Raw genomic sequence first — 13,276 nt, forward strand, 5'->3', positions numbered from 1 at the left:
GGGCGTCCGGGGGTCCCGTGCCGTTCGCCGACCGGGGACGGCAAGGGGGTGGCGGACCGTGGCCACGTGGCGGCCACGGTACGACCACGGGGTCCCCCACGGTCCACCAAGGGCGCGGCCCTCACCCTCTCGGAGCGAACTTGGTGTCGGCGGCCACGGAGGCCGTCGACCCCGAGCCAGCAGAGGAGCCGATCGTGGACACATCCGTGATCGCAGCCCGCAAGAATCCGCAGACCGCGACGGTCACCGCCACACCCGCGGCCGTCGAACTCCACGACGCGGCCTTCGTGTTCGTCCGCGCCAGGCCGGGACTGCTCAAGATCGCCAACCGCATCCTCCGAGACCCCGGCGAGGCCGAGGACGTCATCCAGGAGACATGGCTGCGGTGGCAGGGCACGGACCGGACCGTCGTCGTCAATCCCGGTGCGCTGCTCCGGACGACGACCGTCCGGCTGGCCATCAACGTGCTCCAGTCGGCACGCAGACGCCGCGAGTCCAGCGCCTCCCCGTGGCTCCCGGAACCCACCGACGCCGGCATGACACCGGAGGCCCTGGCCGAACGTCAGAACGCCGTGGAGAACGCCGTAGCACTGCTCCTGCAGACCCTGACGCCCAACCAGCGTGCGGCGTACGTCCTGCGCGAGGCCTTCGGCTACTCCTACGACCAGATCGGCGCCCTGCTGCACCTGACGGTGGCGAACGCCCGGCAGCAGGTCTCACGCGCACAGGAGCGGCTCAACAACCGCCGGCACCGGCAGCACGTGGACGCGGTCACCCACCGGCGCCTCGTACAGGCGATCTTCACGGCCGCCCGGACAGGCGACCTCGGCCAACTGGAGCGCGTGCTCACCGGCCAGGACGCCCAGCGTTCCGACGCGCGGACGAGCCCGTGAACGGACTGGGCCAGGCCGTTCCCGCCGCCGCTCCCGGTGGCCCCGCGCAGCCCGCGCGATCAGCCCGTGAGGAAGTCGCGCACGGCCGCGGTGAACTCCTCCGGACGCTCGATGTGAACGAGGTGACCGGCCTCCTCCAGGGTCACCAGCCGGGCGGCGGGCAGCAGTCGGTGCGTCATGCGCGCCCAGTGCGGCCCGCAGATGAAGTCGTCCGCGCCGACCAGGATCAGGGTCGGGACGGTGAGCCGGGACAGTTCCCCGCGTACGTCGAACGGCGGCTCCGCTCCCCAGGCCGGTGCCGCGTACATCCGCAGCGCCGCCCGCCCCGCGGCGAACTCCTTCTCGCGGCCCCAGTAGTCATGGAAATAGGCGGGCGCGATGGCGCGCAGCACCTCCGTGGCGCCGTCGTCGTCGGACCGGTCGGGCCGGGTGGTGAGACGGGTGACGTAGGTGGCCACTTCGGGCCGCTCGTCGACATGGCGCCGGACGAATCCCTCCATGCGGGCCACGGCAGCGGCCCAGAACTCCTCGCCCGTCACGGGTGAGGTGTCGTACAGGACGAGGGACGCCAGGCGCCCGGGGTGGTCGAGGGCATAGCGCTGTGCGATGAATCCGCCGTGGGAGTGCCCCAGCAGGGCCACCTCGGCGAGGCCCAGGTGCTCGATCACGGCGTGCAGGAACCGGGTGTACGTGGCGAGGGTGTAGTCGCTCGGGTCGGCGAGCCGGCCGGACGCGCCCGTGCCGACCGGCTCGATGTAGACGACGGTCATGCTCCGCTCCAGTTCGGGCATGCGGAGGTACTCCCAGGCGATGCCCGGCCCTCCGGAGTGGGCCACGCACACCGGGCCGGTTCCGGCGACGTGGTAGCGCTGGTCGACGGCGGTCTCACCGTGCCGGACGACGAGGGTGTGGGTGCCCGGGGAGAGGGGGTTCCGGGGATCAACTGCTGGGTTGGGGAGGGGCATCAGGCCCTGTTCGGCGTTCACCATTCACAGATGGTGCGGTGGCCCGGGTACCGACTCAAGACATTGTGTGTGTTGTCACACCGTATTTCACACGGTTCCTCTCCATGACCCGACTGGATCGCGTCACGGACGACCGCACGTCACAGCAGCCCGCTCCCCACGGTCAGATCTGTGAAGGGCAACGACGACGAACGAGGAGGTACCGCCATGGGCTGGCGCGAGAAGGCGGCGTGCACAGATGTCGACCCCGACCTGTTCTTCCCCATCGGCAACGGGGGCCTGACCCTGTTCCAGATCAGCGAGGCCAAGGCCGTGTGCGCCCGATGTCCCGTGCGGGAGCGGTGTCTGCGGTGGGCTCTCGACGTCGGTCAGGTCGAGGGTGTCTGGGGCGGCACGACGGAGAACGAGCGCCGAGCGGCGCGACGGCGCTCGGCACGGAAGAACACCGAGCCGATCAGCGCGAAGGCGTCCTGACCCGGACACTCCGACACGATCCTGCCACACGATGTCATGTCACACCTTCACCATCTTGCTGGTCCTCTCTGATGAGGGCGACGAACCGAGATGCCGGCCAATGCCAGTGCTCCTGGCCGCGCACCCGTTCGTCGCGCGGATCCGGCCGCAAGGCGCTCCTGGCGACGTGTTGATGGTGGTAATGACATGAGCGATGCAATCGAGTCGGTCACGACAACGGGCGACCGCAGCGGCGAGAGGATCGCCGAGTGGGCGAGGACCCGGATGGGTGTCCGCCGTGCCACCGGCACCGGTGGGCCCAAGGCCCGTCCGGACCACTGGTCGTACCTGCTGGGCCAGATCTGTGTCTCCAGCTTCGTCATACTCCTCGTCACCGGGGTGTATCTGACCTTCTACTTCCACCCCTCGGCGAACCAGGTCGTCTACGACGGCGGTTACGCCGCGCTGCGCGGCCAGTTGGTGTCCGAGGCGTTCGACTCGACGATGCACATCTCCTTCGACGTGCGCGGCGGCCTCCTGATCCGCCAGGCCCATCACTGGGCGGCGCTGATCTTCGTCGCCTCCGTGCTCACCCACATGATGCGCGTGTTCTTCACGGGCGCGTTCCGCAAGCCGCGCGAGCTGAACTGGGTCGTGGGCTTCGTCCTGCTCGTCCTCGGCATGCTCGGCGGCCTGACCGGCTACGACCTCCCGGGTGACCTCCTGTCGGGAACCGGGCTCTCCGTGGTGAACGGGACGCTGCTGTCGGTGCCGATCGTCGGCACGTATCTGTCGATGTTCCTGTTCGGCGGTGAGTTCCCCGGACATGACCTCGTGCCGCGCTTCAACGTGATCCACGTCCTGATCATTCCGGCGCTGATGCTGGCGCTGGTCGCCCTCCACGTCGTCCTGGTGCGCCGCCACCGCCCCGCACAGCACCCCGGCCCCGGGCGGACGGAGAAGAACGTGGTCGGCATCCCGACGCGGGTCTACGCCGTCAAAGCGGTCGGCTACTTCACTCTTGTCGCCGGAGTCGTGTGTGCCATCGCCTCGATCGCCCAGATCAACCCCATCTGGGAGTACGGCCCGTACCGCGCCGACCAGGTCTCCGCGGGATCGCAGCCCGACTGGTACATGGGGATCGCCGACGGGATGCTGCGCGTCATGCCCGGCTGGGAGTTGACCTTCTGGGGCCACACCCTGGCCCTCGACAACCTGATCCCCCTCCTGGCCGGTCTCGGCTTCTTCCTCGTCATGGGTGCCTATCCGTTCCTGGAGGCCTGGGTCACCGCCGACGACCGCGACCACCACCTGCTGGAGCGGCCGCGCAACCGGCCCGTGCGCACCGCGTTCGGCGTGGCGTGGATCGGCGTGTATCTGGTGGCGCTGCTGGGAGCCGCGAACGACGTCATCGCCGTGACCTTCCACGTCTCGGTCAACGCGGTCACCTGGACGGTGCGCATCGCGCTCTTCGCCGTACCGGTCCTCCTCTTCCTCGTGACGAAGCGCGTGGCCCTGGGTCTTCAGCGGCGCGATCGTGACAAGGTCCTGCACGGCCGCGAGACAGGTGTCATCAAGCGCATGCCGAACGGCGAGTACGTCGAGGTGCACCAGCCCCTCGACGCGCGCGCACTCCACGTTCTCACCGCGCACGAGCAGTACCAGCCCCTCGAAGCGGCCCGGCCCGACGAGAACGGCCGCACGCCCCGGGCCGACAGGACGCAACGGCTCCGCGCGCGGCTCAGCCGTGGCTTCTACGGCAAGGGCACCCAGATTCCCAAGCCCACCGCGCGGGAGTACGAGGAGATCACCGGCGGGCATCACGGGTGACGACGGCACAGGGGCTGCGACGGCGGCCCTGATCCGCGCATGTCTCGGCCCCCTGGACGCGGTGTCCAGGGGGCCGAGACATGCGCGGATCAGGAACGTTCCTCCGGAGCGACGTAGTCGAAGGTCGGGCCCGCGGTCATGCCCTCGCCGTCGGGCATCGCCATCAGGCTCTGTGCCTGTCCCTTGAGCGCGTACATCGTGCCCACCGACACCCCGAGCATCGCGGGATTGCCGTTGAACGCCTGCTCAAGGAGCTGGAGCAGCTTGCCGTACGACACGTTGAACGCTTCCTGCGCCGTCCGGATCGCGCTGCCCTCCGGATGGTCCTCCAGCCGCGGGTCGGGACGCATCGGGCGCACTCCGGCGGGGTCGACGGTGACTGTCTCACCGGTGGGGCCGGTCTCCGGTGTGTCGCCCGGCTGATAGCGCCGGCCCTCGGCCAGCTCCTGGAAGCGGTAGTAGTGGGAGACCGCCTTGCTCTGTGCGTGGAACATGTCCATGTCTCCGTCCCACACGTCGTGACGCGCCGCGCCCTCGCCCTGCTCGACGATCTCCTCCAGGGCGGCGAGCGCCGAGGTGAGATCGGTGACCGGGCTCAGCTGCCCGCCGGTGTGACCGAAGGGGCCCGCGGCGACCTGCCGGGCGGGGTCACCGGTGAACACCTGCTCCTCGCCGAGTCGGGCGCACAGGTCACGGAGTCCCCTCTCGACGGCGTCGTAGAACTGACCGATGGTCTGGTAGCCGTCGCCCTCGGCCGGGTCTCCCGGGTGGGCCGGTTGCTCCAGGCGCAGGAACATCGTGAGCGCCTCCTGCCCGAACGGCAGCAGGGACAACCGGATGGAGGGATCGGCGTGCGGCATGGTCCGTGGGTGGGGCGCCAGTATCCGCGGTGTGTCGACGCGAGGCCGTCCGCCGACCGCGTTGAGGAGGTTCGCCGCGAGCGCGAGGTGGATCATCTCCTCGACGAACACGCTGCTGATCACTTCGACGGCCTGGGCGTTCCGTTCGGGGTCGAGCGAATACAGGGCCGTCAGGTAGGGCGGCAGCGTGGCGTGCTCCAGTTCGATGGCCCATTGCAGGTGCTCGCGCAGGTCCTCGATCGTCGTGATCGGGCGGTACTCGGGCTGGCCGGAGTGGTCTTGCTGATTCATGGGGTCACCTGGGTTTCGTGCGTACGGTTCGGCCGCGGGTGCGGGCCGAAATGTGTCACCGGATTCGACGCCGGCGGGGACCGTGCCGGGCGGTCGGCGCCGTGGGGCGGGCGCCGGTCATGAGGCGTCCGCGCGGGAGAGGCGGACCACAGCCGAGGAAGGCCGGAGGAGGTCCGCAGGAGGAGAGACAGGAAAGGGCGTCCTCGTGTGACACCGACCGCACGACCCGCTAACACGCTCCGCGGGAGGCGGCATTGAGGTGTGATCAGGCCGCTGTCACTCACGTCGTACGGTCAGCACCGCGGGGTCGCCCGCTTCGGACACCGGGGTGAAGCCGTGCTCGGCGAGTTCCGCGGCCACGTCGTCCCGGGAAGCCGGCCACATCCAGAAGGTCTCGGTGTGCTCGCGCACGACCCCGGTCACGTCCCGCACCCAGTAGTCGAAGCGTGTGCGGATACGGCCCGCCTCGGCCGACAGGACCATGCGACCGCCGTACTCGTGCCGACCGAGTCTATGCGGAGGCAGCGGGCGGACGGTGGGAGTCGGTGGAAGGTGTGCGGGAGGAAGGTGCAGCAGAAGGACGCCGCCCGGGTTGAGTGCTTCGGCGACCGCGGGGTAGAGCCGGCGTCGCGAGGAGGGGTCGAGGCACGCCAGGGTGTTGTGGCAGACGGCGACGTCCGCGACACCGCGCAGCCGGGCCTCGCCGAGAGTGCAGGGGTGGACGGTGACCCTGCCGCGCACGTCGGCGGGCAGGGCGGCGAGGCGGGTCATCAGCGCGGAGCGCATGGAACGCGCCGGCTCGACGGCGTGCACCCCCACCGCTGACGCGGCGAGGCCCAGCAGCGTGACACGGCCGGTGCCCGCGCCGATGTCCAGCACACCGAGACGTGCGCTTCCGACCGCCGTTCCGTACAGATCCCGGACCCGCGCCGCATCGGCCTCGCCTTGCAGCACGTCGTAGAACTCGGCACTGACCGCGTACGCGTCTCGGGAGGACGTGCCCGTCGGATGCGCGGGCGAACGGGACGAGAGGGAGTACATGCCCTGCTGACAGATCCGCCGCCTCATCTGTGACGGAGCGGCGGGCACGGAGCGCTCGGGACGAAGCCGAAGCGCGGGATGTCCGCCTCCCGCCGCATCTCCCGTGGCAGCACTCCGATCACGCTTAACACGGTGTGCCACTATGTTGTCCGTAGCCGGCTCGGCACCTGATGCCCGTCGTCCCGGCACACTGTCGGCCGCGTCGACTTCCCGGATTCCGGCCGCGGCCCTACCGAGAGGGACTACCGACCATGCCTGCCATCCTGATACACGGCGTTCCCGACACCCATCGCGTATGGAACGGTGTGCGCCGCCATCTCACCCGCCCGGACGTCGAGGCCTGGGACCTGCCCGGCTTCGGCACTCCCCGGCCCGCGGGCTTCGGCGCCGACAAGCAGGAGTACGTCGACTGGCTCGTCGAGCGCCTTGAGCGTGTCGGCGAGCCGGTGGACCTGGTCGGTCACGACTGGGGCTGCATCCTCACCGCCCGCGTCGCCTCGATCCGCCCCGACCTGGTGCGCACCTGGGCCGGAGGCAACGGACCGATCAGCTCCCGCTACGTCTGGCATCCGCTGGCGAAGATCTGGCAGGACACCGCCGAAGGGGAACGGTTCATGGCCGCACTCGACCCCGCGTCCTTCGCGAAGGACCTGGTCGACGGCTTCGACGCGCCCGTCGAGCCGGTGACGGAAATGGTCCGCCACGTCGACGGCACGATGAAGGACAGCGTCCTGCGGCTGTACCAGTCGGCCGTGACCATGGGAGCGGAGTGGGAACCGGCCCTGTCGCAGGTGACCGCACCTTCCCTGGTGTTCTGGGGCGCGCGCGATCCGGCCTGCCCGATCGAGTTCGGCCACGAACTCGGCGAAGCGCTGCACGCCACCCGCGTCCTCACACTCGACTGCAACCACTGGACCGTGCTGGAGCGGCCCGCGGAGGTGGCCGCCGCCCTGGAAGCGCACTGGGCGGAGGGCATCGGCCGTTAGTCCTCCGAGTCGGCCGGTGAGTGGAGCGGCGGGCCGTTCCTTCCGAGTGGCGCACGTGCGTGTCGACGGCCGTCGCGTCCTGTCGGGGACGAGACGGAGTGGCCCCGCGTCGACCGCCGCTGTTCACGGCGGTACCTGGTGGGCGACGAGGACTGCGCATACGTCCACGCGCACTCCGAGAACCGGAGTCGCGGGCACGTTGCCGTCCGGCTGACGGCAACGGGGGGGGGCGAGACCCGCGTCAAACGTTGTCCGGCTCAGCGAGCCGACGCACCGGGGGTGCGCAGCGGCCTCGTCACCTGCTCTGGCGGCCTGCGCCGACTCGGGTGCTGGAGCTCCCGTCCCGTCCCAGGACCTGTCCGTAGAACCGTGTCACACGATCCGCCTCTGTCCGGTCACCAGTGAGTTGTCGGTGAACCGCCGACCGAAGGAGGGCCTCCCTCCTTCGGGGGCCACGGCGGACACCGGCGGGGGCGGAAATGGCACCACCGTGCCAGGTGCTGTGGGAAGTGGTGATGCCATATGGACCAGGAGCCGGACGACGACGGGATGCCGATCGCGGAGCTGCTCGACGAGCGGCGCCACCTGCTCGACGTCGCCTATTGGATGCTGGGCCGGAGCCAGGATGCCGACGACGTCGTGGCGGAGGCCTACCGGTGCTGGTACGCCTTGTCGAACAGCCACCGGGCCCGGCTCACCGACCCCCGCTCCTGGCTGGTGAGGACCGTCGGCGGCATCTGCCTGGACCGGCTGGCGCCGGCCGGGCGGACGCGTCCCGGCCCGGACGGCACGGCTCCGACCCGGGATCTGGAGGGGGCGGTGAGCCAGGCCCTTCTCCAGGCACTCGACACCCTGTCACCAGCCGAGCGTGCCGCGTTCGTCCTCAACGACGTGTTCAGGATGGCTCCGGGGACGGTCGCCGACATCGTCGGCCAGACGGAACAGGTATGCGGCGAACTCGCCGCCAGGGCCCGTCACAGCCTGCGGACCAAGTGGGCACACCCCACCACGCGACAGCAGCACGACCGTGTGGTCCGGGCCGTCCACCAGGCCTGTGCGGCGGAGAACCCCGCACGCCTGACGGCCCTTCTGGCACCGGACGCCACGGTGTTCTTCGACGGAGGCGGCAAGGTCAGGACTCTGACCCGGCCCGTCCACGGCGCACCGCGTGTCACCCGCAGTCTGCTCACCCTCCTGGCCGGCCACCCCCGCACCACACTTCACTGCCAGTCCGTGAACTGCCGCACCGGAATAGTGGTGCGCTACGGCGACGAGGTCGCAGCCGTCATCAGTCTGGACGTCTCGGGCGACCACGTCGTACAGATCTGGGCGGTCCTCAACCCGGACAAGCTTCGCCGCTGGAACCGGTCGGCCACCCGGGAGAGCTGACCTCGTACACCGGCATCCGATGATCGGTCACACATGACGGACGTCGTCGGTCAGTAGAGGCATGAGTCATTCCCTCGCCTCGAAGACCGGCACCGACGACCCGGTCACCGTCATCAAGAGCTACACCGTGCCGACGGACGAAGCCGACCACTTCACCCTGGTGTATCAGGAGAACGCCCGGATCATGTCGGCCCAGCCCGGCTTCCTCCGCTCCCGTCTGCACAGGCCCCTCAACGCCGGAGCGGAGACCCGATTCGTCCACATCGCGGAGTGGGCGTCGGGCACCGCTCTGGACAAGGCCACCAGCAACCCCGAGTGGCACGCCTCGCTCCAGCGCATGTTTGACGACCCCGATCTCCACATCACCTCAGAACCGGCCAGCTACCGCGTGGTCGTGGAACTCCGCCCCTCCTGAATCCAGTCGAGCGCGGGAGCGGAAGGAACCTCGTACGCGTCAGCCGCTCCGAAGGCCGACGGCCAGGGTCAGTTCGAGGACCCGGTGCGGCGATGCGAGATCCGGGAACAGCTCCCGCAACTGCGTCATCCGGTACCGGACCGTCTGGGGGTGGACGAACAACGCCGCCGCCACCTCATCCCTGCGGCCCTGGTGCAGCAGCCACGCCCGCAAGGTCTCCTCCAGTCGGCGCGCGGTCGCGACAGGCACGGTCCGCAGCGGTGCCAGGGCACGGGCACGCAGATCCGCGAACGCGTCCGGGTCGGCGCTCAGCACCAGTTCGGGCAGATGGTCCTCGGTGTCGCGGATGTCGGAGGAGAGGGAGCGTGCGCGAACCGCACGCGCGTAGGAGGCGGACGCGCGAGTCCATGGACGGGGCGGTCCGATCACGGCGGCGCGATCGTTCAACTGCCGTACGAGATGGGGTCGGTCGGCATCGGGGACGAGCAGCACACCGGTGGCGTCCGGCAGGTCGTCCAGGACGAGGGTGCTCTGGTCGAGGGTGCGGTAGGCAGGCCGGGCCTGAGCGGCGGGCAGCAGGACGGCGGTCAGCGACACCGGGGCCTGCCACCCGGCGCGCTGGACGGAGGCCAGCAGCACGTCCGGGCTCGCGCCGGCGAGGAGGTCGCGGGCCAGTTGTTCCAGGTGGCGTTCGTGGGCCCTGCCCCGGGCGGCCAGTTCGTCTGCGTGGCCTGCGGCGCTCGCGGCGGAGAGCTCGTCGATGTAGGCGAAGGTCAGTTCGGCGAACTTGGCGACCTCGGCGGCGGGCAGACCGGCGGGTACGGCACCCGCTGCCAGGCATCGCCAGGCCACACGGGCGCCGACTCGGTAGGCGCTGAGCAGAGCGTCCATCGAACGGCCGTCGCGCACCTCGCCGCGACCCAGTTCGTAGGCCGCGTCACCGCCGTCGCCGCCTGTCGCGTGGCCGCTCGCGAGGTCCAGGTAATGTCCCAGGGCGGTGCGGACGGCTCGGCGGATGGTGCCGCCCATGCGGCCCGAAAGGGCGCCCGCGTAGGACGGGACCTCGTCGATGATCGCCTGGACGACCTCGTCGGCGGTGGTCTTCAGCACGGCCCGAAGCGCGGTGACCGTCGTCTCATCCAGGGCCAATTCTCCGGCCCTCTGTATTGCGTGACTCACGTTTTTGTTCCCTGCGAACAATTCAGCCGATCAGATTCACATCCTGCGGTCAGGACTTTACGCCCAGAGGCACAGCAAGCTGGAGCCATGACGAGTGCAGCCCTTCGCAGCAGGGCGTGGAAACTGCTGGAGATGGTCACGACGCCGCTGCTGCCGTCCGACTACCTCGACCTGGTCAGCCCGCTGCGAGCGGGCGCCGACCTGCGGGGGCGCATCGAGGCCGTGCACCCGGAGACGGATGACGCCGCGACCATCGTGATCAGGCCGGGCCGAGGCTGGCGCGGCCATACCGCCGGTCAGTACGTGCGGATCGGGGTCGACGTCGACGGGGTGCGCCTGTGGCGTGCCTACTCCATCACCTCGCCGACCGGCCGTCAGGACGGCCGCTTCACCATCACCGTGAAGGCGATCCCGGACGGCAAGGTCAGCACCCACCTGGTCCGCAGGGCGACACCGGGCACGCTGATCCAGCTCGACCAGGCGACCGGTGACTTCGTACTGCCGCAGGCTAGGCCCGCCAAGGTGCTCTATCTGACGGCCGGCAGTGGGATCACGCCCGTGATGGGCATGCTGCGCGACACCGAGTTCGACGACGTCGCCATGGTCCACTCCGCGCCGCGGCCGCAGGACGTGATCTTCCGCGGCGATCTGCACAACCTGGTCGGGGACGAGAAGCTGCGTCTGACCGAGGTGCACACCGATACGGACGGCGTGCTCGACATCGCCCGTCTCGACGAGCTGGTGCCCGACTGGGCCGAGCGTGAGACCTGGGCCTGCGGGCCGACGGGCCTGCTCGACGCCGCCGAGAAGCACTGGAGCGAGCACGGCGTCCCGGAGCGCCTGCACACCGAACGCTTCCGCCCCACCATCGTCGTCGGCGGCGACGGCGGCGAGGTCACGTTCAGCACCACCGGCAGGACCGTCGACGCGGACGGCGCCACACCGTTGCTGGACGTCGGCGAGGAGGCCGGTGTGCTCATGCCCTCCGGGTGCCGCATGGGCATCTGCTTCGGCTGCGTCACCCCGCTCAGGGCGGGCGCCGTCCGCGACCTGCGCACCGGCGAGATCACCGAGGCCGAGCCGGGTGTCCTCATCCAGACCTGTGTGTCCGCCGCGGCGGGCCCTTGCGACATCGAACGGTAGGAGCACCTTGACCGCCATAGACCCCACCGCCCACCTGACCGCGGAACAGATCGAGGAGCTCGGCCGCGAGCTGGACGCGATCCGCGACGACGTGATCGCCGGCCGCGGCGAGAAGGACGCCGCCTACATCCGCAAGGTCATCTCGGCGCAGCGCAAACTGGAGCTGGCCAGCAGGGGCGTGCTGCTGTTCTCGCTCTTCCCGCCCGCGTGGCTGCTCGGCACCGCCGGCCTCTCCGTGGCGAAGATCATGGACAACATGGAGATCGGCCACAACATCCTGCACGGCCAGTGGGACTGGATGCGCGACCCGAAGATCCACTCCACCACCTGGGAATGGGATCACGTCTCGCCGGCCGACCAGTGGAAGCACTCGCACAACGAGCTGCACCACACGTACACCAACGTGATCGGCAAGGACAACGACCTCGGCTACGGCATCATGCGCGTCGACGAGGACCAGAAGTGGCACCCGATCTACCTCGGCCAGCCGCTGTGGAACTTCATCAACGCCTGCTTCTTCGAGTACGGCATCGCGGCGTACGACCTGGAGCTCGGCAAGAACCTCCAGAAGCGCCGCCGCAAGAACCCGGAGTTCCGCGCGCGGGCCAGGGCCGTGGGTCGCAAGATCCGCAAGCAGGTGCTCAAGGACTACGTGATCCACCCGCTGCTGTCGGGCCCTTCCTTCCTCCCCACGCTCGCCGCCACGTTCACCGCGAACCTGGTCCGCAACATCTGGTCCCACTCGGTGATCATGTGCGGGCACTTCCCCGAGGGCGTGCAGGTCTTCGAGCGCCGGTCGATCAAGGGCGAGACGCGCGGCCAGTGGTACCTGCGCCAGATGATGGGCTCGGCGAACATCAGCGGCAGCAAGGCCATGCACTTCATGACCGGCAACCTGTCGCACCAGATCGAGCACCACCTGTTCCCCGACCTCCCGAGCAACCGGTACGCCGAGGTCGCCGTGAAGGTGCGTGCGCTGTTCGAGAAGTACGAGCTGGAGTACGTCACCGGGCCGCTGCCCAAGCAGGTGCTCTCCGCGTGGCACAAGGTCTTCCGGCTCTCGCTGCCGAACAAGAAGAAGCCCGAGCTCAAGACGCCGGACCACGAGCGGGAGCTCGTCGCAGCCTGATTCCCGGTGGCGGCCGATGAGGATGCGAGGGGCCGCCGTCACACCTGCGGGACTGCCCGCCTCGGCGGTGGCGAGCGCCGCGTCCGCGCGTGCTGCCTCGCTCGGCACCGCGTCCTCCATGCCGGTCACCGTGCTGTCGGGCCGCCAAGCTCACCGCGCACATCCGGTCCGGCGACGGCATCCGGCCCACCCCCGCCCGCGGGGACGGTGGGCCGGACCGCGGCGGCGTTGCGTGGGTCAGCGGACCGTGGTGACCCGGTGCTCCTTCAGCGCGGCGCAGTTGGAGCCCGTCACGTAGACGAACACGTTGTCGATGTGACCTCCCCAGTCGACGCAGTGGCCCTTGCCCTGGACGTATGCCGGTCCGGCGTACGACGTGTACGCGCCCTCGTCCTGCGCGTACTCCTCGGTGTCGGAGACGTAGATCCACGCGCCCATGTCGCGGGCAACGCCGGGGTTGGTGCGGATGGTCGCGATGCAGTTCTTGCCGTTGGCGGCGTTGTAGGTCAGGTAGACGGTGCCCTGCGTGCCGACGGGCGCGGAATTGACGGTCTTGTAGGAGCTACCACAGACCTTCTGCGCGGTGGTGTTCGGCGCCGCGGAGGCGGAGCCGGTCGCAACGGTCGTTGCGCCGACCGCCAGGGCCGTCATCGTGGCACCGGCGAGAACAGAATGAACGAATCTCACTTTTCCCCCTTATGA

At 69.7% G+C, this 13,276-nt stretch carries 13 protein-coding genes; 8 read left to right on the forward strand and 5 right to left on the reverse strand.

What is annotated here, in order from left to right:
- Window positions 1-194 precede the first annotated feature (194 nt).
- On the forward strand, window positions 195-893 hold the full coding sequence (locus ACIRB1_RS15055; RefSeq protein ID WP_403465819.1) for a sigma-70 family RNA polymerase sigma factor: 699 nt from the start codon (window positions 195-197) through the stop codon (window positions 891-893).
- A gap of 59 nt (window positions 894-952) precedes the next feature.
- Here ACIRB1_RS15055 and ACIRB1_RS15060 read toward each other — a convergent pair whose 3' ends face one another.
- Entirely contained in the window at window positions 953-1,882 is a 930-nt protein-coding gene (locus tag ACIRB1_RS15060) for an alpha/beta fold hydrolase (RefSeq protein WP_403465820.1), read from the reverse strand.
- A gap of 183 nt (window positions 1,883-2,065) precedes the next feature.
- Between ACIRB1_RS15060 and ACIRB1_RS15065 the strand changes: the two genes are divergently transcribed.
- The gene (locus ACIRB1_RS15065) at window positions 2,066-2,332 is read left to right on the forward strand and encodes a WhiB family transcriptional regulator (RefSeq protein WP_403465821.1); all 267 of its coding nucleotides are present in this window, start codon (window positions 2,066-2,068) and stop codon (window positions 2,330-2,332) included.
- Between the two features lie 186 nt (window positions 2,333-2,518).
- Entirely contained in the window at window positions 2,519-4,141 is a 1,623-nt protein-coding gene (locus tag ACIRB1_RS15070; protein ID WP_403465822.1) for a cytochrome bc complex cytochrome b subunit, read from the forward strand.
- A gap of 89 nt (window positions 4,142-4,230) precedes the next feature.
- Here ACIRB1_RS15070 and ACIRB1_RS15075 read toward each other — a convergent pair whose 3' ends face one another.
- Both ACIRB1_RS15075 and ACIRB1_RS15080 read right to left on the reverse strand, forming a co-directional pair.
- On the reverse strand, window positions 4,231-5,292 hold the full coding sequence (locus ACIRB1_RS15075) for a ferritin-like protein (protein ID WP_403465823.1): 1,062 nt from the start codon (window positions 5,290-5,292) through the stop codon (window positions 4,231-4,233).
- Between the two features lie 276 nt (window positions 5,293-5,568).
- Entirely contained in the window at window positions 5,569-6,333 is a 765-nt protein-coding gene (locus tag ACIRB1_RS15080; RefSeq protein ID WP_403465824.1) for a class I SAM-dependent methyltransferase, read from the reverse strand.
- A gap of 251 nt (window positions 6,334-6,584) precedes the next feature.
- Here ACIRB1_RS15080 and ACIRB1_RS15085 point away from each other — a divergent pair, with 251 nt between their 5' ends.
- The 3 genes from ACIRB1_RS15085 to ACIRB1_RS15095 all read left to right on the forward strand — a co-directional run bounded on the left by ACIRB1_RS15085 (window position 6,585) and on the right by ACIRB1_RS15095 (window position 9,123).
- Window positions 6,585-7,319 (forward strand): alpha/beta fold hydrolase, encoded by a 735-nt coding sequence (locus tag ACIRB1_RS15085; RefSeq protein WP_403465825.1) that lies wholly within the window; start codon window positions 6,585-6,587, stop codon window positions 7,317-7,319.
- A 522-nt stretch (window positions 7,320-7,841) separates the two neighbouring features.
- On the forward strand, window positions 7,842-8,708 hold the full coding sequence (locus ACIRB1_RS15090) for a sigma factor (protein ID WP_403465826.1): 867 nt from the start codon (window positions 7,842-7,844) through the stop codon (window positions 8,706-8,708).
- A gap of 61 nt (window positions 8,709-8,769) precedes the next feature.
- The gene (locus tag ACIRB1_RS15095; protein WP_352181684.1) at window positions 8,770-9,123 is read left to right on the forward strand and encodes an antibiotic biosynthesis monooxygenase family protein; all 354 of its coding nucleotides are present in this window, start codon (window positions 8,770-8,772) and stop codon (window positions 9,121-9,123) included.
- Between the two features lie 39 nt (window positions 9,124-9,162).
- Here the strand turns inward: ACIRB1_RS15095 and ACIRB1_RS15100 are convergent, their stop codons facing one another.
- Window positions 9,163-10,302: a PucR family transcriptional regulator gene (locus ACIRB1_RS15100; RefSeq protein ID WP_403465827.1), complete on the reverse strand. Its 1,140-nt coding sequence runs from the start codon at window positions 10,300-10,302 to the stop codon at window positions 9,163-9,165.
- A gap of 87 nt (window positions 10,303-10,389) precedes the next feature.
- On the opposite strand from ACIRB1_RS15100, the gene ACIRB1_RS15105 reads away from it, so the two are divergent.
- Window positions 10,390-11,445 (forward strand): ferredoxin reductase, encoded by a 1,056-nt coding sequence (locus tag ACIRB1_RS15105; RefSeq protein WP_403465828.1) that lies wholly within the window; start codon window positions 10,390-10,392, stop codon window positions 11,443-11,445.
- 7 nt (window positions 11,446-11,452) lie between these two features.
- The gene (locus tag ACIRB1_RS15110; RefSeq protein WP_352181681.1) at window positions 11,453-12,574 is read left to right on the forward strand and encodes an acyl-CoA desaturase; all 1,122 of its coding nucleotides are present in this window, start codon (window positions 11,453-11,455) and stop codon (window positions 12,572-12,574) included.
- A gap of 237 nt (window positions 12,575-12,811) precedes the next feature.
- On the opposite strand, the gene ACIRB1_RS15115 is transcribed toward ACIRB1_RS15110, so the two are convergent.
- Window positions 12,812-13,261, reverse strand: a complete 450-nt coding sequence (locus ACIRB1_RS15115) for a spore-associated protein (protein WP_403465829.1) — start codon at window positions 13,259-13,261, stop codon at window positions 12,812-12,814.
- Window positions 13,262-13,276 lie beyond the last annotated feature (15 nt).

The organism is Streptomyces sp. NPDC096013, assembly GCF_044763565.1.
GTDB lineage: Bacteria > Actinomycetota > Actinomycetes > Streptomycetales > Streptomycetaceae > Streptomyces.

What these genes read in the sequence shown, in the direction of transcription:
- ACIRB1_RS15085 (WP_403465825.1), top strand. Translation starts at nt 6,585, where the DNA reads ATGCCTGCCATCCTGATACACGGCGTTCCCGACACCCATCGCGTATGG.
- ACIRB1_RS15105 (WP_403465828.1), top strand. Translation starts at nt 10,390, where the DNA reads ATGACGAGTGCAGCCCTTCGCAGCAGGGCGTGGAAACTGCTGGAGATG.
- ACIRB1_RS15060 (WP_403465820.1), bottom strand. Translation starts at nt 1,882, where the DNA reads ATGGTGAACGCCGAACAGGGCCTGATGCCCCTCCCCAACCCAGCAGTT.
- ACIRB1_RS15095 (WP_352181684.1), top strand. Translation starts at nt 8,770, where the DNA reads ATGAGTCATTCCCTCGCCTCGAAGACCGGCACCGACGACCCGGTCACC.
- ACIRB1_RS15080 (WP_403465824.1), bottom strand. Translation starts at nt 6,333, where the DNA reads ATGTACTCCCTCTCGTCCCGTTCGCCCGCGCATCCGACGGGCACGTCC.
- ACIRB1_RS15075 (WP_403465823.1), bottom strand. Translation starts at nt 5,292, where the DNA reads ATGAATCAGCAAGACCACTCCGGCCAGCCCGAGTACCGCCCGATCACG.
- ACIRB1_RS15065 (WP_403465821.1), top strand. Translation starts at nt 2,066, where the DNA reads ATGGGCTGGCGCGAGAAGGCGGCGTGCACAGATGTCGACCCCGACCTG.
- ACIRB1_RS15070 (WP_403465822.1), top strand. Translation starts at nt 2,519, where the DNA reads ATGAGCGATGCAATCGAGTCGGTCACGACAACGGGCGACCGCAGCGGC.
- ACIRB1_RS15090 (WP_403465826.1), top strand. Translation starts at nt 7,842, where the DNA reads ATGGACCAGGAGCCGGACGACGACGGGATGCCGATCGCGGAGCTGCTC.